Source organism: Marinobacter subterrani, from assembly GCF_001045555.1.
Classification (GTDB): Bacteria; Pseudomonadota; Gammaproteobacteria; order Pseudomonadales; family Oleiphilaceae; genus Marinobacter; species Marinobacter subterrani.
The window spans coordinates 862,333-886,625 of the sequence record NZ_LFBU01000001.1; the positions used below are offsets into that span (position 1 = coordinate 862,333).

Consider the following 24,293-nt stretch of genomic DNA (forward strand, 5'->3'; position numbering starts at 1 on the left):
GAAACTACCTTGATCCTTTCTTGAACAATACCACTTCTACTGTCTGAATTATAATCAACAAATCCAGCAACAAACTTTGATTCTTGATGTAGTAAAGGTCGTAGCGGAGTTTCTCCCGCGTATCCTCCTCATTGTCCGCGTACGCGAAACACAGTTGAGCCCAGCCGGTCAAACCCGGTTTGACTCGATGCCGCTCACTGTAAAATGGAATCCTTTCGGACAACTGTTCAACGAATACCGGCCGTTCGGGGCGCGGGCCGACAAAGGCCATGGTGCCGTTGAGCACATTGAATATTTGTGGCAGCTCGTCGATTCTTACCTTGCGGATGAATTCCCCGACCCGGGTCACCCGGGTATCATTTCTACTCGCCCACACAGCCCCGTTTTTTTCGGCATCCGTGATCATCGAGCGAAATTTGTGGACCTTGAACACGCTGCCGTTAAGACCCACCCGTTCCTGGCTGTAAAAAACCGGCGCCTTCAGGCCGTCTTCAATCTTGATCGCAATGGCGGTCAGTAGCATCAGTGGCAGGCCAGGCAGCAACAGTGCGACGGCCGCCAGCAGGTCCAGGGAGCGCTTGCCAAAGCCGAACACCGAGGAAACGGTAAACCCGTCGGAAAATACCAGCCAGCCGCGAGTGACCATTTCCAGGGCCACTTTCCTGGACTCCCGCTCATAGAAACTGGCGCCATCAACAATCTTTACACCTTCCATCTTGCATTCCAGCAGGTCTTCCATGGGCAACCCTTTGCGGCGGTCGTCCACGGCCACCACGATTTCGCTGACCGGGTGCTTGATGATGTATTGCTGGAGTGTGGTGGGTATGTTCAGCAGGTATTCTTCACTGATATCCACCGGCTCGTCTGGCAGGGGAACAAAACCCACCAGGGTGAAACCCTTGCGGTTCATTGGCGTTTTGAGATCTTCGTGGATCTGCCGCGCCCGGTAGCCGGCGCCCAATACCAGCACCTTTCGTTTGAAGGCTTCCTTGCCCACGGTGGCAATGAAAAGCGAGCGTGCAATGCCCATCAGGAAGAAGCCGAACACAGACGCCGTTGACAATACGCCGCTGGCACCGACATACCACAGCCAGTCTGGCGCCAGCAGATAGGCGAAGCCGCATAAAGGAATACTGACGATCAGGGCCATGAGGGTGCGAAGCATCATCCCCGACATGCCTTCCTCGAGGCGGGACTGGTGAACACCCAGCGCTATCATCACCAGCAGATTCATCGCGGCAAATACAGTCGCTGATGGCAACAGGAAGTTCAGGTTTTCAAGGAAGAAGGAAAGATCGCCGAAGTAGCGAAAGAACACCGTCAGGCCAAGGGCAAACGCCAGCAGCAGGAAATCTATCAGGCCTAGAAGGACATAGGGAAGATGGATGTAGTGTCTGAACAATCTGACGTGGGCCACGCCAACTCCTTTTGCTGCTCACAACAAGAAAACGACGCATCCGGTGCGTTTGCATACAGCGTTATATGACCAGCAGTGTACTGTAAATTTCTGTAACTGCAATCGCCAGTAAACAAACACACCTGCCCTACTGTAAAAGAACCTGACAACCCTGATTTGAAGTCAGATCACAAAAAGACTCGCGAATTCATGAACCGGTGTCGCTTCCAGCGCTTTCTGGTTCCTGCAGAGCTGGTCAATCCTTTCGCAACGCTGGCCGGGGAACCGCGTGGCGAGGTTCGTATAGAACTTGCCTTCCAGTAGCGGAATCCCCTCTTTCCTCCGGCGACGGTGGCCGATGGGGTATTCAACCGCGACCTTGTCCGTACTGCTGCCATCCTTGAAAAACACCTGAATGGCATTCGCGATGGAGCGTTTGTCCTCTTCCAGATATTCCCGGCTGTAGCGCTCATCTTCCACCACTTCCATTTTTTCCCGAACTCTGTCGATGATCGGGTTGGCCTTATGAAAGCTGTTTTCGTAGTGCTCGGCCGTCAGGTTGCCAAAGATCAGCGGCACCGCCGCCATGTACTGCAGGCAGTGGTCCCGATCCGCCGGGTTGGCCAGCTTGCCCTGCTTGGAGATGATGCGGATGGCGGATTCGTGAGTAGTGAGGACTATGCGATCAATTTCATCGAGTCGGTCTTTAACCTGGGGGTGCAGGGTGACTGCCGCCTCAGCCGCTGTCTGGGCGTGAAACTCCGCGGGGAAGGAGATTTTGAAAAGAACATTCTCCATCACGTAAGAGCCGAATTCCTGGGGTAACGAAAACTGGCGCTTATCCTCGGGCTTGAGCTTCTGATCTTTGTTGGTTTTGCTGAACAGAACGTCATAGAAGCCCCATTGAGGGGCTGTGAGGGCGCTCGGAATGCCCATTTCTCCGCGCATGGCAATATCGGCCAGGCGCACAGCCCGGGACGTGGCATCCCCGGCGGCCCAAGATTTTCTGGAGCCGGCATTGGGCGCGTGGCGGTAGGTTCGCAATGACTGGCCATCCACCCAGGCGTGGGACAGAGCCGATAGCAGTTGCTCCCTGTTAGCGCCCATCAGTTTTGCGGTAACCGCAGTCGACGCCACTTTTACCAGCACCACATGATCCAGCCCTACCCGATTGAAGGAATTCTCAAGCGCCAGTACCCCCTGGATTTCATGGGCCATGATCATGGCCTCCAGCACCTCTTTCATGATCAAAGGCGGCTTGCCGTCAGCCACCCGTTTCTGGGAAAGGTGATCGGCCACCGCCAGAATCCCCCCCAGGTTGTCAGAGGGGTGGCCCCACTCGGCAGCCAGCCAGGTGTCGTTGTAATCCAGCCAGCGGATGATGCAGCCAATGTCCCAGGCAGCCTTCACCGGATCCAGCCGGAAGGAGGTTCCGGGAACCCGGGCGCCGTGAGGAACGACCGTGCCCTCGACGAGCGGGCCCAGGTGTTTCGTGCATTCCGGAAAGCGCAGGGCCAGCAAGCCACAACCCAACGTGTCCATCAGGCAGTTTCGGGCGGTGTTCCAGGCCTCTTTGCTTTTTACCTGGTAGTTGAGGGTGTAATCGGCGATGGCCTGGATGAGGTCGTCGTAATCCGGGCGGTCGTTGATATCGAACGTTGCTGACATGGCGGCGGCTCCTTCGATTCTTGTGTCTGCTCATCACAGACTAGCGCACCTGGCACCAAGGCCCAAAGGCTGACAATAGAAAGACGTGTGTCGCAGCAATTACTTCCGGTCATCAAGACTGGTTTTTTCATCAGCCTTAACGTGCACCTCTCTCAGCCTGAAGCATCTTCTTTTAAACCGGATTACATTAAGTCAGCAAATGTGTAAATTATTCTGACAACAATAAATATAATGTTGTATCAATTTAGTTACATATAAATCAAACCAACTGTAGAGTTAAAATACCTGTTAACGTTAACTGCATTTGATTAAATTTATAGAAAGAAAAGTTATTTAAATCAAATGGTTATGATATTTATACAGAGATGGCCTCAGAAACCGTTAAAATATTTTAATGAATAGTCTCGTGGGAAACTTCCCTAATTTAACTTCAACTATTTGTTTGTTCTTCAGTTCTTTAAAATCAATCGTTTTCAAAGCCGTAATGGTACAACGTGGTTTTGCCAGCATTTTCTCGCCTATAATCTTTCCGCTATTAATGAACAACCCGTTAGCAAACTTTAACCAAGCATTCATGGAATTATCTATATATCGTGGGAACGCCAGTGAATAGCACCGCCATAGCATCTGCACTTGCCGAATGGGCCACCATTCTGGATGAATCCGGAGTCATCGCGGCGGGTGCAGCGAAGTTTGGCGCATCCACGACAGGGGCAAAACGCACTATTCCTGCGGTACTCCGCCCCGCTAACCAGGAACAGGTCGCGTCGGTTCTGCAGGTGGCGCAACGATGGCGTGTCGCGGTTTATCCGGTGAGTACCGGCAATAACTGGGGCTATGGCAGTGCCAACCCGGTTGAGGATGACTGCGTCATCCTTGACCTCAGCCGGCTCGACCGAATTTCCGAGTTTGATGCCGAAATGGGCGTTGTCACGGTTGAACCCGGTGTAACCCAGGGCGCCCTGAGAGAATTCCTGGACCGCCATGATGGCAATTACCTGGTGCCGGTAACCGGTGCCGGGCCCACGTGCAGCATTCTGGGTAACGCGCTTGAACGGGGTTACGGCATCACTCCGATTACTGACCATTTTGCAGCCGTGACCAAAATTGAAGCGATCCTGCCCGATGGCACCCTGTACCGCACGTCACTCAGCGAACTTGGTGGCGAAGAAGTGGACGGACTTTTCAAGTGGGGCGTCGGCCCCTATCTCGACGGCCTTTTCAGCCAGGGGAACTTCGGCGTGGTTGTGAAAATGACCATTGCCCTCGCGCCGGCGCCTGAAACCGTGACGGCGTTTTTCTTTTCCACCAAAGACGACGCAAAACTGGAAGCGCTGGTGCCGACCGTCAGGGCTGTGTTGCGCGCGCTTGGCGGTTCAGTTGTCGCGATTAACCTGCTCAACAGCCAACGCATGCTTTCGATGATGACGCCCTTCCCTGAAGACCGGGCCGTTGATGGCGTTCTGCCTGCTGACGAAGTGAAAAGTCTCGCCAACAGTCATGGCGTTCCGGCGTGGAGTGGGGTTGGCGCTATCTATGCCTCGAAGGAAGTCGCCCGAGCGGCCCGGCGCACATTACGGCGCCTGCTCGGGCCGGTGACCGACCGCCTCGTCTTTATCAACAGGCGAAAGGTTGGCGTGGCGCGCAGTCTTTCCCGCGTACTGCCTCCCCGGCTGGCAACGAGGGTGAGAGGCATGGCAGACACGCTCTCCGGCGCGCTGGAAATCATGCACGGCGCGCCAAATGATGTTGCGCTGGCCCTGGCCTATTGGCGCTCGGGCACCCTCCCCCAGCCGGGACAGCCCAAAAACCCTGCGAGGGATGGCTGTGGTCTCATCTGGTTCGCACCGCTGGTTCCGATACGCGGGGGCGACGTTCGCCGCTATATCAATATGATCGAGAGAATTTGTCCGCAGTATGGAGTCAATCCGCTGATTACCTTGACGACGGTAAACGACCGCTGCTTCGACTCCACCGTTCCACTGCTTTTTGATCGCCGGGATCCCGATGCGACAGCCCGTGCCAACGAGTGTTATCGGGCTCTGTATGACGCCGGCCAGAAGGAAGGCTTCCTGCCCTACCGACTCAACATCGACGCCATGGGCACACTGAATTCCGGTGGCTCGGCTTTCTCCAGACTTGCCAGTCAACTGAAAGCCGCAGTCGACCCCAATTATATCCTGGCACCAGGACGTTACGTGCCCAGGATCAAGCGTTCCGAGGTCTGATGCGCTGTAACCTCCGATACGCCCGTAGTACGCCATCAAATGGAGTTTAGACGGCGCTTTTTCTCACTGCGACTATCGCTACAACAGCTCCCTGAATGGGGAAGAACGAGGGCCAGAAAATGAACTCAGGGTTTGCACTTCGTCCAGAAACAGAAAATCAACAAAGTCATGAAGACGTCAGTACCATTTTCAACTCGGTATTCAATGTCGAGTTAGCAACCTCACAAGAGGCAATCAACAAGGTCTTCGAAGTGCGATACCAGGTTTACTGCATCGACCGGCCATTCGAGGACCCCAATTGCTTCGCCGATAAACGCGAACACGATGCATATGACCTGCGATCGGCTCACGCGCTGATTCGCCACCGAATGACCGGCGACAGCGTTGCCACTGTTCGTCTCGTTATGGCGGGTGATAACCCGGACCAGGCCGACTTTCCGATGGAAGCCCCCTGCATCCACCGGATGAACCAGCACGCCCAGGAGGCTTTTGCAGGCGCACGCCGGGAAAAGGTCGCGGAGATATCACGGATGGCCGTCAGCCGGGAGTTTCGGCGGCGCCTGAACGAGGACGAATCCGGCACAGGCATCAGCGATTTCGTCTGCTACAGCGATTCGGAAAACGGCAAACGCGCCATGCCCTACATCAGCCTCGGACTTTTCGCCGGCATCCTCCAGATGTCGGTCAGACACGGCATAACCCACTGGATTGCTGTGATGGAACCCGCCCAGCTGCGCCTGTTAAAGCGATTTGGTGTGGAGTTTGATCATGTGGGCCCGCTGATTGAGTATCACGGTCGCCGTCGCCCGGCTTTCACCGAGGCAGCCTCACTGATTGAAGGTATAAGAAGGCGACGCCCGGATGTCTGGTCTCTCATTACGGACAATGGACGTTATTTGCCTGCAAAGCCGGATACTGATTTTGCGGAAAACGAGAAACAGGTTGCCTGATCCTGCACCTGAGCGATGCTCGCTGGCCCCCAGTGACTTTGCTTTGGGCGCTGGCCAAGACTGAAAAAGCCCCCGCTTGTTAGCGGGGGCTTTTTACCGGCATTACCATCTGAATGCTGTTTCTATTCAGACTTTATGCCTTTGCAGCTTTTCTCCTGCGTGCCAGTCCAAGGCCGGCAAGGCCCATGCCCAGCAGAGCCAGGGTGCCTGGCTCAGGCACTTCTACCGCTGTGATCTTGAAGCGGGTATCGAAATGATTGGCTGTTCCCTCTTCGGTCAGAAGACCAACGCATCCGGAGGCAGCGCCCGCTGCTGTACAGGCATCATCATCCAGAACGGCCAACCCGATCAGTTCAAGGAATACTGTATACTTGTAATCATCGAGAATGAACGAGGAGGCGAACTGGAAGCCACCTGAACCGTTATCCACAGCGCCCAGGTCCTCGAAGTTGTCGATCGTGAAGATATCATCGCAGTTGGAGACTGAGTCGTCGACACAGTTTCCATTATTCAACGTTTCATTGAAGAAGCTGATGAACTTAGTCGATGTTGGGGGCAGCGGATCGCCAGGAGGTGCAAACGGAGTCAGGGTCAGCGTCGAAGTCAGATCGAAGCTGGCCAGCGCCGCGCCACTGGCTGGGAGCGTATTGTTGGTGTGGGTGAATACCCCACCGTCTACGAAACCCCCGTTGGTCATCAGACCACTCGGCTCAGCAACATCAGTGATCGAGACAGACGACTGTGGTCCGGAACCAACGCCCCAAGACAGCTTGCGGTCAGAGTCAGTGGCTGTAACAGATCCATCGCCGGTTGTCTGGGTCCAGTTGGAGAATACGCTGTCAACCTCATATCCCCAGTCGGTGATCATCACTGCGCTGGCAGATTGCGCCGCCAGAGCAAAGGGTACGACAAGAGCCGATAGAAGGGTTCTTTTAAATGCAGTTTTCATAATAATCTCTCCTTGATTGATGACGCTGTCAGTTGCTGGACTTCAAGTACGCACGTCAGCGGTCCCTAACCTATAAGCATCAGCCATGCCATGAAATTAAATCTTTTATCTTTCAGTAAACTATCGTCAAAATTCCATTGGCCTTGAGAGCAAGGTGTAAGCATCTTCGACATTCAGAGAGCACAAATACATCGCTTCAGGCGCTATGTATTTTTTATAAGGGCTTCGAAGGAAGCAATCAGAAGAAAGGTGTTTAGATAAGCCTTTTTTTAGTAATTTCAGGATTAAGAATGTCTTTAAAAATAAGGCTCGCCACAAGGAATGTAAACTAACCTGACACCGTAAAAGCCAGGTTGATCTATATTGTGGTCAAAGGTGCAGGCTATGCACCAGCCAGCGTTATACTTGAGGCAGGGCTCAGTCTGAAAGCCCGCTCCTACCTGTCGACTTTCCTTACACAATTGCAATTCCCGCCATCAATTATGCCGACAATCCATTGTTTTATATGTCTTATTTTTTTAAGGCCCTAAATTTGCTATGTCGCTGACTCGGACATCCATTCGATAGTTGGAGTTGCCTTATGAGAAGGATTGATCAATTGGTGGCGGGTACCGCGCTCACACTGTTTGCCAGCGCGGCATCTGCCACCATTATTATTGATAACAACACGACCGGTTGGTACAACGACGGCTTGGGGGATCTGGCAGAAACCTACGGCCCGCTGTCCTCTTCGTTTCCGGGTGCAGGAGTCAGCGAGGGAGACCCCGTTGTCAACCCGCTGCCCGAGCCGGATCTCTCCCTGACCCCAAACCTGGGTAACTGGCTTGGTGCTGATTTCACGGCGGGAACCTGGAGCGGCCCAAACACCCCGATCCCCGGAAGCTGGACGGTTAATGATGAGACAGCCATTGTCTATCAATTCATTCTGGATAAGGCAGCAAGCATTACGGTTGATATTGGCGTAGACAATGGGATCTTTGCCTGGATCAACGGTAATTTCGAGTTTGGTGCCATGGCAAGCGGTGGCTCCAGCCCCGGGGAATATTCCTTTGGCACTGTGCTGGGTGCAGGAACGCACTATCTTCAACTTCTGCGGGAGGACCACGGTGGAAGCACCGGGTACGACATCATGGTGACGGCGGTGCCTGAGCCCGCCACATTGGCGCTTATGGGGTTAGGCCTGCTGGGTATGGGCATGGCCCGGCGTAAAAGCTGAGCCCAGCCTACGGGGGTGCCGCCAGGCCCCCCGTTGACAACTCCCCCGCAATCTCTCGCTGCAGGTTTGTAAATTCCGACTCAGAAACGGTCTCCGGGCACCCTCACCCAACCCTCCATCAAAACCCGCGCACTACGGCTCATAATGGCTTTGGTTGCCGTCCACTGACCATCCACTTCCTTTGCTTCCGCCCCAACACGCAAGGTGCCGGAAGGATGGCCGAAGGTCACATGAGTGCGATCTCCCCCGCCGGCGGCGAGGTTCACCAGGGTTCCCGGAACCGCCGATGCCGTAGCAATGGCCACGGCAGCCGTGCCCATCATGGCGTGGTGGAGTTTGCCCATGGACAGAGCGCGGACCAGAACATCCACATCCCCGGCTCCGATGCTCTTTCCGCTTGAGGACACGTAATCCGCAGGCTTCGCCACGAAGGCTACTTTCGGGGTGTGCTGACGGTTTGCCGCTTCTTCGATGTTCTGGATCAGCCCCATTTGCACCGCGCCATGGGCCCGGATGGATTCAAACCTGGCGAGGGCCTTGGGGTCGGAGTTGATGTCGTCCTGCAGCTCGGTGCCCTTGTATCCGATGTCTTCGGCGTTAACAAAGATGGTGGGGATGCCGGCGTTGATCATGGTGGCTTTCAGGGTGCCGACGCCGGGTACTTCCAGGTCGTCCACCAGGTTGCCGGTGGGGAACATGGAGCCTTCGCCATCGGCCGGATCCATGAATTCCACCTGTACTTCGGCTGCTGGGAATGTGACACCGTCCAGCTCGAAATCGCCGGTTTCCTGCACTTCGCCGTTGGTGATGGGGATGTGGGCGACGATGGTTTTCCGGATGTTGGCCTGCCAGATGCGCACGGTGCAGGTCCCGTTTTCCGGAATCCGGTCTTTGCCGACAAAGCCGCTGTTGATGGCGAAAGCGCCTACGGCGGCGGTGAGGTTGCCGCAGTTACCGCTCCAGTCCACAAACGGCTTGTCGATGGAGACCTGGCCGAACAGATAGTCAACGTCGTGGCCCGGCTGGGTGGGTTCCGCCAGGATCACGGTTTTGCTGGTGCTGGAAGTGGCGCCGCCCATGCCGTCGATTTGTTTCTGGTACGGGTCCGGGCTGCCGATTACGCGAAGCAGGAGTTTGTCTCTTGCCTCGCCCGGGGTTTGTGCCGCTTCCGGGAGATCCTGAAGGCGGAAGAAGACGCCTTTTGATGTGCCGCCACGCATGTAGGTGGCGGGGATTTTGATTTGTGGCTTGTTAGGCATGGGGTACCTTTTGGCTTTTTGTCGGATTACGCTGCGCTAATCCGACCTACATGGGGCGGTTTCATTGTCGGATTACGGCTTTGCCTAATCCGACCTACGTTGGTTTGGCTATAGCCATGGCGTAGGTCGGATTAGGCCCAAAGGGCCGTAATCCGACATTTTTTCAGGCTACGCAGCCCCTTCGGACTGCAGGAAATCCTCCGCAAACCGCTGCAACACACCGCCAGCACTGTAGATGGAGACTTCCTCAGCGGTATCCAGGCGGCACATCACGGGCACGCGTTCGGTGCTGCCGTTCTTCCGATGGATGACCAGCGTGAGCTCGGCGCGGGGCGCCGGGCTGCCTTCTACGTCGTAGGTTTCGGTGCCGTCGAGGGCCAGGGTCTTGCGGGTGGTGCCTTCCTCGAACTGCAGGGGCATTACGCCCATACCGATCAGGTTGGTCCGGTGAATCCGCTCGAAGCCTTCGGCTGCAATGGCTTCTACACCGGCCAGGGCAACGCCCTTGGCGGCCCAGTCCCGGGATGAGCCCTGGCCATAGTCGGCGCCGGCGATGATGATCAGTGGCTGCTTGCGCTCCATGTAGGTTTCGATGGCTTCCCACATGCGAACAACCTTGCCTTCCGGCTCAATGCGGGCCAGGGAGCCCTGCTTCACGTTGCCGTTTTCGTCCCGGACCATTTCGTTGAACAGTTTCGGGTTGGCGAAGGTAGCGCGCTGGGCTGTCAGGTGGTCACCACGGTGGGTTGCGTAGGAATTGAAGTCTTCCTCCGGCACGCCCATTTTGTGCAGGTATTCACCGGCGGCACTGTTCATCATGATCGCGTTTGAGGGCGACAGATGGTCGGTGGTGATGTTGTCCGGTAACACGGCCAGCGGGCGCATACCCTTGAGGGTTTTCTCACCGACCATGCCGCCTTCCCAGTACGGCGGGCGACGGATGTAGGTGCTCTGCGGGCGCCACTCGTACAGCGGGTTGGTGTTGGCCTGGGCATCCCGGGTGATGTCGAACATCGGGATGTAGGTGCTACGGAACTGTTCCGGCTTCACGCTGGCTTTCACGATGGCATCGATTTCCGCATCGTCCGGCCAGATGTCTTTCAGGGTGACGGGGTTACCGTCCTTGTCGTAGCCCAGGGCATCTTTTTCGATGTCGAAGCGGATGGTGCCGGCGATTGCATAGGCCACCACCAGCGGCGGCGACGCCAGGAATGCCTGTTTGGCATAGGGGTGAATCCGGCCGTCGAAGTTCCGGTTACCGGAGAGCACCGCGGTGGAAAACAGGTCGCGATCCATGATTTCCTGGGCGATTTTCGGATCCAGAGCGCCACTCATGCCGTTACAGGTGGTGCAGGCAAAGGCCACCACGCCAAAACCGAGTTGCTCCAGTTCCGGCAGCAATTTGGCTTCTTCCAGGTACATCTTGACCGTTTTGGAGCCCGGCGCCAGGGAGGTCTTCACCCAGGGCTTGCGGGTCAGGCCCAGCTTGTTGGCGTTTCGGGCGATCAGGCCAGCGGCCACCATGTTGCGCGGGTTACTGGTGTTGGTGCAGCTGGTGATGGCGGCGATGATGCAGGCGCCATCCGGCATCTTGCCCTCTTCCTGTTCCCACTCACCGGCAATGCCGCGCTCTGCCAGCTCGGATGTGGGCAGGTGCGCATGGGGATTGGAAGGACCAGCCAGGGTACGAGTAACCTTGGACAGGTCGAACTTCAGCACACGCTCGTATTCCGCGTTCTTCATGCTGTCGGCCCAGAGGCCGGTTTCCTTGGCGAACGTTTCTACCAGGGCCACCTGATCGTCCTCACGGCCGGTCAGTTTCAGGTAGTCGATGGTCTGGCCGTCGATGTAGAACATCGCTGCCGTAGCACCGTATTCCGGGGTCATGTTGGAGATGGTGGCGCGGTCGCCTACGGTGAGGCTGTCAGCGCCTTCGCCGTAGAATTCGAGATAAGCGCCAACCACGCGCTCCCTGCGCAGGAATTCGGTAATCGCCAGTACCATGTCTGTGCTGGTGATACCCGGCTGAATTTTACCGGTCAGCTCAACACCGACGATATCGGGCAGCCGCATCATGGAGGCGCGGCCGAGCATCACGCTCTCGGCTTCCAGGCCGCCTACACCCACAGAAATAACGCCGAGGGCATCCACCATCGGGGTGTGGCTGTCAGTACCGACACAGGTGTCCGGGAAGGCGACACCGTCACGGCGCTGCACCACGGGAGACATCTTCTCCAGGTTGATCTGGTGCATGATGCCGTTGCCCGGCGGAATCACGTCCACATTCTTGAACGCGGTTTTGGTCCAGTTGATGAAGTGGAACCGGTCGTCATTGCGGCGGTCTTCGATCTGGCGGTTCTTCTCGAACGCGTCTTTCTCGAAACCGGCGTGCTCAACGGCCAGGGAGTGATCCACGATCAGCTGTGTGGGAACCACCGGATTGACCTTGGCGGGATCACCGCCCTTCTCGGCGATGGCGTCACGCAGGCCGGCCAGATCCACCAGCGCGGTCTGGCCGAGGATGTCGTGGCAGACCACGCGGGCCGGGTACCAGGGGAAATCCAGATCGCGCTTGCGCTCGATCAGCTGTTTCAGGGAATCCGTCAGCACCTCGGGATCGCAGCGGCGGACCAGCTGTTCGGCCAGGATTTTGGAGGTGTACGGGAGTTTGTCGTACGCGCCGGCCTGGATGTCTTCCACGGCCTGGCGGGTGTCGAAGTAGTCCAGGTCGGTGCCTGGTAGGGGTTTGCGGTAGTTGGTGTTCATGGGCGGTACCCTGATTCTGGTATTGTCGGATTACGGCTTCGCCTAATCCGACCTACTTGGATAATGGCGCTAACCCGTAGGTCGGATTAGTTTTTGTCGGATTACGGCTTCGCCTAATTCGACCTACTTGGAAGATGACGCTGGCTTGTAGGTCGGATTAGCCGAAGGCGTAATCCGACACTCAGGCCTTAATTCAATTCACGGCCGCTCGTCGATCGGCACCCACTTGGCATCCGCCGGGCCGGTGTAATCGGCGCTTGGACGGATAATGCGATTGTTCTCGCGCTGCTCTTTCACGTGGGCGGTCCAGCCGGACACGCGGGACATCACGAAGATCGGGGTGAACAGCTCGGTCGGGATGCCCATGAAGTGATAGGCCGAGGCGTGGAAGAAGTCGGCGTTGCAGAACAGTTTCTTCTCGCGCCACATGACTTCTTCACAACGTTCGGAGACCGGATACAGCACGGTGTCGCCCACTTCGTCCGCCAGCTTTTTGGACCACTGTTTGATGATGGCGTTGCGCGGGTCGGAATCCTTGTAGATCGCGTGGCCGAAGCCCATGATCTTTTCCTTGCGCTCGAGCATGCCCATCAGGCCTTCTTCGGCTTCGTCCGGGGTCTGGAAGCGCTGGATCAGTGCCATGGCGGCTTCGTTGGCACCACCGTGCAGCGGGCCGCGCAGGGTGCCGATGGCGCCGGTGACGCAGCTGTGAATATCAGACAGCGTGGAGGCGCAGACGCGCGCGGTGAATGTGGAGGCGTTGAACTCGTGCTCGGCGTAGAGAATCAGCGACACGTTCATCACGCGTTCGTGCAGTTCGCTGGGCTTCTTGCCGTGCAGCAGTTCCAGGAAATGACCGCCGATGGAATCCACATCACTTTCGGTCTCGATGCGAACGCCTTCGTGGGCGAAGCGGTACCAATAGGTGATGATTGACGGGAACACCGCCAGCATGCGGTCGATCTTGTCGTCCTGCTCGCTGAAGTCCTGTTCGGTTTCCAGGTTGCCGAGCATGGAGCAGCCGGTGCGCATCACGTCCATCGGATGTGCGTCCTTGGGAATGTGCTCCAGAACGGTTTTCAGAGCATATGGCAGGCCACGCAGGTTCTGCAGTTTCTTGACGTAGGCGTCCAGCTCCTGGCGGTTCGGCAGTTTGCCTCGCAGCAGAAGGTACGCGATTTCCTCGAATTGGGCCTTCTCGGCCAGATCCGCGATGTCGTAGCCGCGGTAGGTCAGGCCCGCGCCGCTCTTGCCGACAGTGCACAGTGCGGTTTCACCAGCTACCTGGCCACGAAGGCCGGCGCCGCCGAGTTTTTTTGCTTCAGCCATTGTTGTCTCCCATCTTTATCTTGTTTGGGGTGTCGGATTACGCCTTGGGCTAATCCGACCTACTGATTTGTTGCTTAACTTTGGATTGGGTTGTCGGATTACTGTCAGTCTTAAAGGCGGGGGCAGAAGAAAGCGTTCTTCTGACCCCAGGTTCACATTCCTCGACCTCGGGGGTGGTTGTCGGATTACGCCTGCGGCTAATCCGACCTACATTTCCAATGCCCGAGTTTTGTAGTTTTGTAGGTCGGATTAGGCGAAGCCGTAATCCGACAAACCACATCTCCAATGCCGGCGTTTTGTAGTTTTGTAGGTCGAATTAGGCGGAGCCGTAATCCGACAAACCACATCTCCAATGCCGGCGTTTTGTAGTTTTGTAGGTCGAATTAGGCGGAGCCGTAATCCGACAAACCACATCTCCAATGCCGGAGTTTTGTAGTTTTGTAGGTCGAATTAGGCGAAGCCGTAATCCGACAAACCACATCTCCAATGCCGGCGTTTTGTAGTTTTGTAGGTCGAATTAGGCGGAGCCGTAATCCGACAAACCTCATTAACCTTTGCTCTGCTGGAACAGCTGATCCAGCTTCTGCTCGAAATCGTGGTAGTTCAGGAAATCATACAGCTCCATCCGGGTCTGCATCAGATCTACCACATCTTTCTGGTCACCCTTCTCCAGGATGTTCTGGTACACCGTCAATGCCGCCTTGTTCATGGCCCGGAAGGCGCTGAGTGGGTAGAGCACCATATCGGCGCCGGCCTGGGCCAGTTCTTTTCGGTTATACAACGGTGTGGCGCCAAACTCTGTGATATTGGCCAGGATGGGCACATCCAGGGCTTCGGCGAAGGCCTTGTAGTGCTCCAGCTCGGTGACCGCTTCGGCGAAGATGCCATCGGCACCGGCTTCGATGCAGGCCTTGGCGCGCTCAATGGCAGCGTCCAGGCCTTCCTTTTGGAACGCATCGGTACGGGCCATGATGAAGAAGTCTTCGTCTTCACGGGCATCCACAGCGGCCTTGATACGGTCAACCATTTCGTCCTGGGACACGATTTCCTTGTTCGGGCGGTGGCCACAGCGCTTCTGGGCAACCTGGTCTTCGATATGGACAGCGGCTGCGCCGGCGCGTTCCATCTCGCGGATGGTGCGGGCGATGTTGAAAGCTCCGCCCCAGCCGGTGTCGATGTCGACCAGCAAGGGTACGTCGGTGGCGGCAGTGATGCGGCGCACGTCTTCCACGACGTCATTCATGGTGGTCATGCCCAGGTCCGGCAATCCGTAGGAGGCATTGGCGACGCCGCCGCCGGACAGGTAGATGGCCTGGTGACCGACTTTTTCAGCCATCATGGCGGCGTAGGCGTTGATGGTTCCTACGATCTGCAGGGGCTGGTTTTCTTTCAGGGCCTTGCGGAAGCGGGCGCCGGGGCTGAGTTTTGTGGACATGGTGCTGGCCTCTTCTCTTTTGGATTCTTTCTGTCGGATTACGCCGTTGGCTAATCCGACCTACGGGGTCTGAGTTTATTTGTCGGATTACGCCTTTGGCTAATCCGACCTACGGGGTCTGATTTTGGTTTGTCGGATTACGCCTTGGGCTAATCCGACCTACGTTAGATCGTTATGTCGCCTTCCTGGATCTTTTTCTCGATGTTCAGGCGGGCGGCGTTTATATGGCGTTTCATGAGAAATTCGGCGAGTTCGCCGTCGCGTTGGGCAATGGCTTCGACGATACGGCGGTGTTCACCCAGCGCCCGGTGGGGGCGGCCGGTGGAGGTGCTTAACCGGTAACGGTACATCCGCACCATGTAGTACAGATCGCCCAACAGCATCTGGGCCAGTTTGGTATTGCGGCTGCCGGTGGCGATGCGGTGGTGGAAGTCGTAATCGCCTTCAGCCTGGTAATAGGCCTGGCCCTGGGCTTCGTCGATCATCCGTTCGTGGCTGTCGAGCGTGGCCTGAAGATCAGCAATGTCCTGGTCGGTCATGCGTTCGGCGGCCTGGCGAGCGGCCAGCCCTTCCATCACTTCCCGAATGCGGTAGAGCTCCATCAACTCAGAGGCGCTCACGGAGACCACTTTTACCCCGGCATGCGGCCGGCGTACCAGTAACCCACGGGATTCGAGGCGCCCGAGCGCCTCCCGCAAGGGGCCGCGGGTAAGGTTGAAACGGGAACAGAGCTCCACTTCACCGATTTTTTCGCCGGGAATGAGGTCGCCCTTAACAATGGCTGTTTGCAGACAATCAAAGGCTTCGTCAGCGCGGGTATAGGTTTGGATCGTGGTATCGGCCATGCTTTGTCAACAATAGTGACTGAATTAATCCAAAACTTACGCCTATGGATACTTATTGTCAACAATCCACAGGCTAAAGATTGCTCAGTTGTTGACACAGCGTCCTACTTGCCCAGTAACTCCCCGACCGCCTTCAGATTGCTGACGTGGTCGCAGAGCGTTTTGATGATCATCAGTACGGGCGTCGCAATGATCAGCCCCACCGGCCCCCAGAGCCAGCCCCAAAACAGCAGGCCGATGAAGATCGCCACTTCGTTAAGGCTGGAGACGCGGCTGGTGAGCATGGGCAGCAGCAGGTTCCCCTGAATGCTGGTAACCACGAGCGAGGCACCGGCGACGATGACCGCCATATCGAGAGAGCCAAACTGAATGAATGCTGCCACGCCGGAACCAACCAACACCAGAAACGGCCCCAGGTATGGCGCTGCACTTGCCACACCGGCGACCACGCCCCAGAACACAGCCTGCTCCATTCCCAGTAAAAAGAAGGCCAGCCAGGTAAAAAAGCCCACAAAAAGAGCGCCCAGAAGCATCACAAACAGGAAACGCCGCACCTGGCTGTGGAACTCATTCATGATCCGCGCAGCCTTGCGCATGCTATGGAATGCCGGCCCCGACAACTTGACCACTTTGCGCTTGTAGAGCCGCCCCGCCGAAAGCATGAAAAACACCAGCAACAGGGCGGAAAAAGCCTGGGAAGTCATTACCAGTATCGTAGAGGATTCCTGCATCAGGTATTGCCAGACACTGAACGACTTATCTACCACCCTGACTCGCATCACATCCGGCTGCTGCTTTGCCACCTTCTCATCCTGTTGCTTGGAGGTGTCCTCGATTTTCTTGGCCACCTCCTGCGCCTTTTCCATGACACTCTCTTCCTCAGGCGCCGCGCGGGCGTCTTCCCGCTGGAACCGTTCGATGGCCAGGGGCGCTTTCTCCAGTATCGCCAGGGTTTCACGGTGCAGAGGGATGCTCGCAGCGGCAATCGTGCCCACCACAATAGTTAATACCAGAAGGGCACCGAGGACCCGTGGGACCCGGAATCTCTCAAGCCCAGTCACCATGGGATCCAGGGCATAACTGATGAGAATGGCCACCACCAGAGGAAGCAGCACCGCCTGTGCCCAGGAGATAAAATACAGGCCAGCAACACTGGTGAGGATGACCATTGCGGTGCTGCGGATGTTCACCCTCGGGGTGACATTGCGTTCAGGCTCTGGTGTTAATTCCCTTGGTTCCATGGCCATGCCCTTTCCTGTTCCGGAGGCGGCGTGTATTGGTAAATCCAGGTTTCCGTGAGCGGTTCGTCACCCAACCGGAGATAAAGCCGGATATTGATGGGCTCGAGGGAGTCGCCGGGCACCAGGTCGAACATGGCGCGATAGCCATTGATTGACGACAATGGCCGGGCAGAGGTGATCTCGACGTCTCCACGGCTGACACTGATCACAGGTTCTACCTCGGCATTGTCGCCAAGCATCTCGAGGGCACCGCCGGCGAAGTCGACGGCAAAACGCCAGGAAAAATAGGTCCGGTCCTGGCCAATAACACCGCCAAGCCCGGTCCTCGTTGCCTGAACCGTTGCCAGTTCATAGGGTCTTACCGGCGGCTGCTCGCCCCAGTGCAACCGGTAACTGAACAGGTACTCCTGGCCCGGCAGCAAGGGTTTTTCCGGATGCCAGAATGCCACGATGTTGTCGAAGGTTTCGTCAACGGTCGGTATCTCCACCAGGTCAATGCTGCCCTGCCCCCAGTCGCCCCGGGGTTCCACCCAGACACTCGGGCGAAGGTTGTAGAATACCCCATCATCCTGGTAGTGGTCGAAGTTGCGGTCGCGCTGCAGTAACCCAAAACCCCGGGGGTTGTTGTCCTGAAAACTGTTGAACCGCAGGTTCGTCGGGTTCACCAATGGCCGCCAAAGCCACTCCCCGCTGCCGGTGTGCATTGCCAGCCCGTCGGAATCATGAATTTCCGGCCGCCAGTCGTAGTCCATGCGCTGGCTGTTCTCGCCCACCTGATACATGCTGGTCAGCGGCGCAATACCCGCTCTTGGTATTTCAGTTCGCGGGTACAGTGCGACATCCACATCCATCACCATATTTCGCCCCGGGTCCAGAACGAATGCATAGGCACCTGTGACGCTCGGTGAATCCAGAAGCGCCCACACCCTGAGAAGATGACTGCCCGGCTCGGGCTTCTGCAGCCAGAATTCCGAGAACCGTGGGAACTCTTCCTGGCGATTCATACCGGTATCAATCGCCAGCCCCCTGGCCGACATGCCGTACTGCATGTCGGATCCTACGGCCCGGAAATAGCTTGCACCCAGAAAAGCCGCCAGGTCTAGCGCAAAGTTGTTTTGATAGTGAACCCGGAACCCGGCATAGCCCAGATCGTCCGGCAGATTTCCCAGGGGCTGCTCCCCGCCATACTTGAACAGGTCCTGGCGGTACGCCAGCTCATTCGCCTGGCCATCAATTACCTCGTGGATCCTGACCGGCTGCAGAAAATAGAGCCCGAGGTGGAACAGCTGGATCTGGAAGGCGCTGTCCGTATCACGCCAGAGGGCCTTGTCTGCCCGGAAGCTGATGGCCTGGTAATCATCCCAGGAAAGTGTTCGGAGCGATTGCGGCAACTCCCCTTCGTGGGAAACATAATCCTCACCGGCAAGTGCCCGGGCCTTGCCTTTCAGCCAGGCATAACTGAACGGCTGAGGATCGCTACCAGACACGGGCTTGATACCCGCCCCGAACACAAAAGGTGCCACGGGAAGTGCACTGGCCCCCATTAACGTGGCCAGCGCCTTGACCAGTGTCCGTCTATCCATCATTACCCTGTCTCCTCTGAGGTTTTGAACGTACAACTGCCGGAAGTTAAAGAGGGCCCTGGGGACGATTCTTGCGCCCTATACACTGCCCCCAATAGCTGTTGTCAGGCGCACGCCAGGCGCCGGCATGCAACTCTTCGAGCGACGCCCGGTCACGGGCCAGAAAACTCAGTTCGCCGCTGCTCAGGCTCTCAGCCCCACGGTTCAGGCATCGGTGCACAGAGGCCTCAAGCTCTGCGCGTCTGGGACCCCGGCGGTGATTCCGGGCCAGGGCCTGGTGCAGACGATTAAGCCGGGGCACCAGGACCGCCTGCTCGAACGGGCTGAGCAAATGGTCACCGGCCTCGGCCGCCCGGAACCGCCGGGCATCTTCCAGCAGCGGCAAGGGGGCCTCGAGCTCTTCCGGAATGCTTAGCAGGCCCCGGTCCCTCAGATAGCTGCCCGGCCCGGTGCGGCTGAGGAACACGGCTGTCGGGGCCGCCAGTAACAAGGGTATTGCCACGGGGAGCGACCAGAGGAAAAAAAGCGGATCCAGACTCCACGCAAACGCCGACCAGAAACCACCCAGCAACATACCAGGCAACTGAGTGACCAGGGCCTCCCGCCAGGTGGTTTCCTCGGTCCGGTTCTGGCCGGCCCAGGTGAGTGACAGGTTGAGCAAGGCTCCAACCACAAAACGGCTGTGCGCCCACATCCGTACCGGCGCCAGCAGGACCGAGATAACGATTTCCAGCAGAACACTGGCGAACAATTTCAGGAAGCCACCGTATTTCCGGGCATACCGGTGCAGCACCGCATCAACGATGGCAAGGAACTTGGGTAGAAATAGCAGGGAGAGTGTGGTAAGCGCCAGGCTCAGCGCCCACTCCGGCCGCCACTCGGGCCAGAGCGGGAACAGCCCCACCCGGCCCTCGGGGAAATACTCGATCGGTGAAAGTGTCATTCGGGCTGCTTCCACCGTGGTCAGGATAAGAAACCCGAGCCAGAGCGGAGACGCCACGTACGCCATGATCCCGTTCAGAAAGGCCATGCGGTGAGCAAATCGCAATCCCGGTTCCCGAAGCATCACCCAGAGGTGCTGCAGGTTGCCCTTGGCCCAGCGATTGTCCCGGGACAACTCATCCGCCAGTGTCGGTGGTGACTCCTCGAAACTGTTGCCGAGCCCGGTCTCCAGCCAGATTTCGTAGCCAGCCCGCCCCATGTAGGCCGCTTCAACGAAATCATGGCTCATGATCGGCCCGCCAAATATCCCGAAGCCGGGCAGTTTGGGCAAGCCACAGTGTTTCATGAAGGGCTCGACGCGCAGGATCGCGTTGTGGCCCCAGAACGCGGCGTCGCCCATCTGTATGGCAGCCAGGCCAGTGGCAAACAGCGTTGAGTAAAAACGGTTGGCGAACTGCTGGAGCCGGGCAAACAGGGATTGCCCGTTAATAATGGTTGGATTGGTCTGCAGGATTCCGACGCCCGGCTCACGCTCCATGAGACGGACCATGCGCACGACGGTTTCGCCGCTCAGCAGGCTGTCGGCATCCAGCACCACCATGTATTTGCACCGGCGCCCCCAGCGGCGGAGAAAGTCCGCCACATTGCCGCTCTTGTAGTTGAGGTTAACCGGGCGTCGCCGGTAAAACAGCCGCCCTTCTGCGCCAAGTTCCCTGGCCAGCGCGTGCCAGGTTGCCTGCTCTTCCAGCCAGACATTCGGGTCGCGACTGTCGGAAAGAATGTAGAACTCGAAGTGCTCGATATGGCCGGTACGCTCTATGTCCCGATAAACCGCCTTCAGGCCACTCAGGGTCCAGTGCACCGGCTCATGGTAGATGGGCAGCAGGATGGCGGTTTTTGCCAGGGGCGTATCAGCCAGCGCTTCGCTACTGTGGCGCCGCAACAGAGCGTGCCGGTCGCCACCGATCAGGCGCAACACAAAGCCCAGTACAGCGGTCCAGAAGCCAATCGCAATCCAGGCGTAAAGGATCGCGAACAATGCCGTCATGCCCAGTTCCAGCCAGGTGCCACCGTGATAGGGCAAAACCCAGAGCAGGTAATAGCAGGCGACGGCGGTTTGCCCCAGCACAAAAAGAATCAGCAGGCTGCGACGGAAAAAGGCAACGCCACGCCAGCGATGACGAGGCGCATCGGTAACACCGGAGGTCTTAACCATGAGTCGGGTACCCGATGCTGCCGCGACACAGCGGCGGATTGGGTGCCGGGAGTGCCTCCTCCTCGATCGGGAAATAGGCCGGGAGCCGATCCATGGTCTGGACGAGCAGGTCCGTCTCGCTCAGGCGGCCGGCTGCTTCCGGTTGCCCGGACTCGGCCAGTGTATCGTCCATAAGCTGAAGCAGGGTGCGGCTGCGGGCCCGGGTCATTTCGACCCCGGATTCTGCGAGATAGCTGAACACCCGCACGAAGACACGCTGAAGGGTCTGATCTGCCATGAAATACCTCCTTTCGTCACCGGCGTTATTCGGGGTTGGCCCGCAAGCCCGTCGATGGCGCCAGTGAATACGTCCATGTTTCGGTCAGCGGCTGGTCGTCCAGGCTGAGAAACCCTCTTAACGTCAGTGGCTTGGCCACGTCCGGCCGTGCCAGAATCGAAAGCCGCCAGACATTACTGGCTTCGATATATTCAACAAAGTGCTCGATCACCTCAACGCCTTCGCCGCCGGTTACCTGGCTGACAACCGCCGCATCCGGCCGCAGGCCGTCCAGTGGTTTGCCCTGGAAGTCGACGATAAACCGGTAGGCTCCCGCTCCCTCACCACCGCCCGGCCGGTTACCGTCGCCGAGAAAGGTCTGCATGGTGCGGCCGGAGGGGTGGCCGGTAACCTCTGGCCGTCCGAACGCCAGGGCATATTCAAACCGGCGCTGTTCGCCGGCCTTCACTGCCTGGTCCGATTTCCAGAATGCCACAATGTTGTCGTTGCTTTCCGCATTGGTTGGAATCTCGACCAGCACCACTGACCCTGCCCCCCAGTTGTCCTTTGGCTGAACCCAGGCACTGGGTCGCAGATCATAACGCGCCTCGCTGTCCTCAAACTGGTGGAATTTCTGGTCACGTTGAACCAAACCAAATCCCGCCAACTGCTTCACCTGATGAAAGCTCAACTGCAATTGCGAGGGATTCAGCAGCGGGCGCCAGAGCCACTCACCGGATGCGCCATCATGAACCAGCAGCCCATCCGAATCATGAACCTGGGGCCGCCATTCCCCCCTGGGCCGTATCGTGTTGTCGCCGTAGTAAAACATGGAGGTAAGAGGCGCCAGCCCCAATTGCCGGATGTCGTTCCGGAAAAAAAGTTGTGCCGTCACCTGCATCCGGGTACTTGCGCCGGGCCGAATCACAAAGCGGTACGCGCCGGTCAGGCTGGGGCCGTCCAGCAGGCCATATACCACCATGGTGTCGCTGCCCGCTGCAGGGCGCTCCAGCCAGAACTCCGTGAACGATGGAAATTCCTCGCCCGAGGGCAACCCGGTATCCACCGCAACACCGCGCCCCGAGAGCCCGAATCGCTGCCCTGCCCCCACGGCCCGGAAATAACTCGCGCCACCGAACACCAGAAACTGGTTCTGGATATTCTTGCCGGCCAGCGGAAAGGTCAGTTTGAACCCGGCGTAGCCAAGGTCTGCCGGGATGCGCTTCGCCAGTTCCGGGTTCGGATAATCGAAAACGGTCTTGTCGAACTCCAGCGGGTGGACCCCTTCACTGTCGATCACATTCAGTTTTACCGCGTGGGAATAAAAGCTCCCCTGGGGGATCATCATTACCTGAAACTGCGACCGACCCAGACGCCAGATGCTGGCTTCCGGTTTGAAGCGAATCGTCTGATAGTCCGGGTATTTCAGTGCCCTGAGAAACTCCGGTGCCAGCGGCGGAGCCTTGTAATCCTTCTGGGCCAGTACCTCGGCCTGCGCCGCCACATTCTCAAAGTCGAATGCATTGGCGATGGCCGGTAACCCAAACAAAAGACCAGCCAACAGGCCGGTAATTGATAGTGCTGATCCTTTCATGCAGAAAATTCCTTGTTTTCCCGTACTTAAATGTAGCACTTCATGCGGACATGGTCTCAAGTGACATCTTCGTAACGGCATTGAAAGGACAATAACTACGAAGGGACCCGGGGTTATGGGCCAATCCGGGTATGGGAGGCCTTAGATTCCCACTGACATGGACAGGGAAATGTCTGGGCTGGCCGGTCGCTGCATCGCCTGGCCGGAGAGGTCCAGAATCTGGCCAACGCTCATGCTGGCGTGGAAACCCTGCCCCTGAAGGCGCAGGGAGATTTCTCCGGTACTGGCGCGAAACCGGTCCTGACCTGCTCCTGAGGTTGACGCCCAGCCCTTGAGAACCGAGACCATAAGGAAGGAATTGACGGCGTCTGTGAATGGCATGGAGTAACCCGGGCTACGGGCGTTCAGACGAACCCACCCGCCTTCCGAGACATACATTGACTGGCCATTGAACCCCTTCATCATCGATGGCCCTGCAATCTGCAGGTATTCCGACGAGGCCAGATCATCCGGCGCGAACTGATAGCGGCCAGCGACGCCGAGATCCCAGGTGTAGAACGACCGGTTCAGCGATGCGGATAGCGCCAGCTTGTGGAACCGATTGCCCTCTGAGGAAGACCCCGTTGTGCTCAGGGATTCCCGGGTTTCCCAGCCGCCCAGCGCGGTCAGGCTCGATCCGGCCATAAAGCCCCCCGGCAGTTCCCGCTCTCCGGAGCATCGCACGCCAAGACGGGAAATTTCATGCGTGGAATCAGAGACCCACATCGATTCTTCAAACGACCGGCTCGTGCCCTTCGAATGGCTGAACAGGCTATCAAGCTGCAGACCCTGCCAGGACCAAAGCGAGCGGCTTCCGGAAATCGTCAGCCCCTCGTATTCGCCCTGGGCATCCAGTTGCTGCCCGGCGCTTTCCACCACGCCGGAATGCCGTGAGTCTTCCATTGCCAATTGAAAATCAGTGCCCGCTACCGGAAGGGAATATCGAAACACGAGGGTCTGGGAGTCGCTCCCATCCTGACGGGACGCCGAATCCCTGAAATCGAGGGCAATATCATGGCTGGACCAGATCACATTGTTGCCCGCCAAATTCAGGCGGCCCTTCGCCTGCTCATCGCTCTGGTCCGAATTGCCTGAGAACTGGAGGTGTGATGCCAGAAAACGGGAAACCGATTTGAGCAGGTTCTCCGGATAGAGGTCCCAGGCGGTCGGGTTTACCGGTACCCGCTCTGCCAGGGAGACAGCGCCGGCCGGCGCGCACCACAACAGTGCAAGAAAACAATAAATTCGCACAAGAAACGCCTCGGGAGGTCACTCAAAGAATTACCAACACTTTAAGTGTCACAGGCCCGGTAAGCCACAGCGTATTGCTAAAATTTACAATTTTAATGTTATTTAAAAACAGTATCTTATAGATACATGT

The 24,293-nt window shown here is 57.4% G+C and carries 17 protein-coding genes; 3 read left to right on the plus strand and 14 right to left on the minus strand.

Translation table 11 applies throughout. The features are described 5' to 3' along the window. Positions 1-4: 4 nt before the first annotated feature. On the minus strand, positions 5-1,417 hold the full coding sequence (locus tag msub_RS03995; protein ID WP_048494813.1) for a TIGR03013 family XrtA/PEP-CTERM system glycosyltransferase: 1,413 nt from the start codon (positions 1,415-1,417) through the stop codon (positions 5-7). A 162-nt stretch (positions 1,418-1,579) separates the two neighbouring features. Beyond that, a complete protein-coding gene (prpD, locus tag msub_RS04000) occupies positions 1,580-3,064 on the minus strand; it encodes a 2-methylcitrate dehydratase (protein WP_048494814.1) in 1,485 nt (494 codons plus the stop codon). Positions 3,065-3,669: 605 nt separating this feature from the next. On the opposite strand from prpD, the gene msub_RS04010 reads away from it, so the two are divergent. Together msub_RS04010 and msub_RS04015 are read left to right on the plus strand one after the other, a co-directional pair. Then, complete coding sequence (locus tag msub_RS04010; protein WP_048494816.1) at positions 3,670-5,292, plus strand: FAD-binding oxidoreductase; 1,623 nt, start codon at positions 3,670-3,672, stop codon at positions 5,290-5,292. 119 nt (positions 5,293-5,411) lie between these two features. After that, a complete protein-coding gene (locus msub_RS04015; RefSeq protein WP_048494817.1) occupies positions 5,412-6,242 on the plus strand; it encodes a PEP-CTERM/exosortase system-associated acyltransferase in 831 nt (276 codons plus the stop codon). A 133-nt stretch (positions 6,243-6,375) separates the two neighbouring features. Here msub_RS04015 and msub_RS04020 read toward each other — a convergent pair whose 3' ends face one another. Then, positions 6,376-7,191: a THxN family PEP-CTERM protein gene (locus msub_RS04020; protein WP_048494818.1), complete on the minus strand. Its 816-nt coding sequence runs from the start codon at positions 7,189-7,191 to the stop codon at positions 6,376-6,378. A 580-nt stretch (positions 7,192-7,771) separates the two neighbouring features. Between msub_RS04020 and msub_RS22020 the strand changes: the two genes are divergently transcribed. Next, positions 7,772-8,407 (plus strand): PEP-CTERM sorting domain-containing protein, encoded by a 636-nt coding sequence (locus msub_RS22020; protein ID WP_082146407.1) that lies wholly within the window; start codon positions 7,772-7,774, stop codon positions 8,405-8,407. An 80-nt stretch (positions 8,408-8,487) separates the two neighbouring features. On the opposite strand, the gene prpF is transcribed toward msub_RS22020, so the two are convergent. The 11 genes from prpF to msub_RS04080 form a co-directional block, all read right to left on the minus strand. Then, positions 8,488-9,666, minus strand: a complete 1,179-nt coding sequence (prpF, locus tag msub_RS04030; protein WP_048494820.1) for a 2-methylaconitate cis-trans isomerase PrpF — start codon at positions 9,664-9,666, stop codon at positions 8,488-8,490. Between the two features lie 168 nt (positions 9,667-9,834). Next, a complete protein-coding gene (gene acnD / locus msub_RS04035; protein ID WP_048494821.1) occupies positions 9,835-12,432 on the minus strand; it encodes a Fe/S-dependent 2-methylisocitrate dehydratase AcnD in 2,598 nt (865 codons plus the stop codon). Between the two features lie 198 nt (positions 12,433-12,630). Continuing rightward, positions 12,631-13,761, minus strand: a complete 1,131-nt coding sequence (gene prpC / locus msub_RS04040) for a bifunctional 2-methylcitrate synthase/citrate synthase (protein ID WP_048494822.1) — start codon at positions 13,759-13,761, stop codon at positions 12,631-12,633. Positions 13,762-14,308: 547 nt separating this feature from the next. After that, positions 14,309-15,196 (minus strand): methylisocitrate lyase, encoded by an 888-nt coding sequence (prpB, locus tag msub_RS04045; protein ID WP_048494823.1) that lies wholly within the window; start codon positions 15,194-15,196, stop codon positions 14,309-14,311. Positions 15,197-15,360: 164 nt separating this feature from the next. Continuing rightward, positions 15,361-16,041, minus strand: a complete 681-nt coding sequence (locus tag msub_RS04050; protein WP_048494824.1) for a GntR family transcriptional regulator — start codon at positions 16,039-16,041, stop codon at positions 15,361-15,363. 104 nt (positions 16,042-16,145) lie between these two features. Further along, entirely contained in the window at positions 16,146-17,288 is a 1,143-nt protein-coding gene (locus tag msub_RS04055) for an AI-2E family transporter (RefSeq protein ID WP_048494825.1), read from the minus strand. Further along, the gene (locus msub_RS04060) at positions 17,264-18,865 is read right to left on the minus strand and encodes a glucan biosynthesis protein (protein WP_082146529.1); all 1,602 of its coding nucleotides are present in this window, start codon (positions 18,863-18,865) and stop codon (positions 17,264-17,266) included. Before msub_RS04060 ends, msub_RS04055 begins: the two co-directional genes overlap by 25 nt. A gap of 46 nt (positions 18,866-18,911) precedes the next feature. After that, positions 18,912-21,023, minus strand: coding sequence for a glucans biosynthesis glucosyltransferase MdoH (gene mdoH / locus msub_RS04065; RefSeq protein ID WP_048494826.1), 2,112 nt, complete (start codon positions 21,021-21,023; stop codon positions 18,912-18,914). After that, positions 21,016-21,300, minus strand: coding sequence for a hypothetical protein (locus tag msub_RS04070; RefSeq protein ID WP_048494827.1), 285 nt, complete (start codon positions 21,298-21,300; stop codon positions 21,016-21,018). Before msub_RS04070 ends, mdoH begins: the two co-directional genes overlap by 8 nt. Before the next feature lie 25 nt (positions 21,301-21,325). Next, entirely contained in the window at positions 21,326-22,873 is a 1,548-nt protein-coding gene (locus msub_RS04075; protein WP_053077934.1) for a glucan biosynthesis protein G, read from the minus strand. A 141-nt stretch (positions 22,874-23,014) separates the two neighbouring features. Beyond that, positions 23,015-24,163: a ShlB/FhaC/HecB family hemolysin secretion/activation protein gene (locus msub_RS04080; protein ID WP_048494828.1), complete on the minus strand. Its 1,149-nt coding sequence runs from the start codon at positions 24,161-24,163 to the stop codon at positions 23,015-23,017. Positions 24,164-24,293: the final 130 nt, after the last annotated feature.

What these genes read in the sequence shown, in the direction of transcription:
- prpD (WP_048494814.1), bottom strand. Translation starts at nt 3,064, where the DNA reads ATGTCAGCAACGTTCGATATCAACGACCGCCCGGATTACGACGACCTC.
- msub_RS04015 (WP_048494817.1), top strand. Translation starts at nt 5,412, where the DNA reads ATGAACTCAGGGTTTGCACTTCGTCCAGAAACAGAAAATCAACAAAGT.
- msub_RS04020 (WP_048494818.1), bottom strand. Translation starts at nt 7,191, where the DNA reads ATGAAAACTGCATTTAAAAGAACCCTTCTATCGGCTCTTGTCGTACCC.
- msub_RS22020 (WP_082146407.1), top strand. Translation starts at nt 7,772, where the DNA reads ATGAGAAGGATTGATCAATTGGTGGCGGGTACCGCGCTCACACTGTTT.
- prpF (WP_048494820.1), bottom strand. Translation starts at nt 9,666, where the DNA reads ATGCCTAACAAGCCACAAATCAAAATCCCCGCCACCTACATGCGTGGC.
- acnD (WP_048494821.1), bottom strand. Translation starts at nt 12,432, where the DNA reads ATGAACACCAACTACCGCAAACCCCTACCAGGCACCGACCTGGACTAC.
- prpC (WP_048494822.1), bottom strand. Translation starts at nt 13,761, where the DNA reads ATGGCTGAAGCAAAAAAACTCGGCGGCGCCGGCCTTCGTGGCCAGGTA.
- prpB (WP_048494823.1), bottom strand. Translation starts at nt 15,196, where the DNA reads ATGTCCACAAAACTCAGCCCCGGCGCCCGCTTCCGCAAGGCCCTGAAA.
- msub_RS04050 (WP_048494824.1), bottom strand. Translation starts at nt 16,041, where the DNA reads ATGGCCGATACCACGATCCAAACCTATACCCGCGCTGACGAAGCCTTT.
- msub_RS04055 (WP_048494825.1), bottom strand. Translation starts at nt 17,288, where the DNA reads ATGGCCATGGAACCAAGGGAATTAACACCAGAGCCTGAACGCAATGTC.
- msub_RS04060 (WP_082146529.1), bottom strand. Translation starts at nt 18,865, where the DNA reads ATGGATAGACGGACACTGGTCAAGGCGCTGGCCACGTTAATGGGGGCC.
- mdoH (WP_048494826.1), bottom strand. Translation starts at nt 21,023, where the DNA reads ATGGTTAAGACCTCCGGTGTTACCGATGCGCCTCGTCATCGCTGGCGT.
- msub_RS04070 (WP_048494827.1), bottom strand. Translation starts at nt 21,300, where the DNA reads ATGGCAGATCAGACCCTTCAGCGTGTCTTCGTGCGGGTGTTCAGCTAT.
- msub_RS04075 (WP_053077934.1), bottom strand. Translation starts at nt 22,873, where the DNA reads ATGAAAGGATCAGCACTATCAATTACCGGCCTGTTGGCTGGTCTTTTG.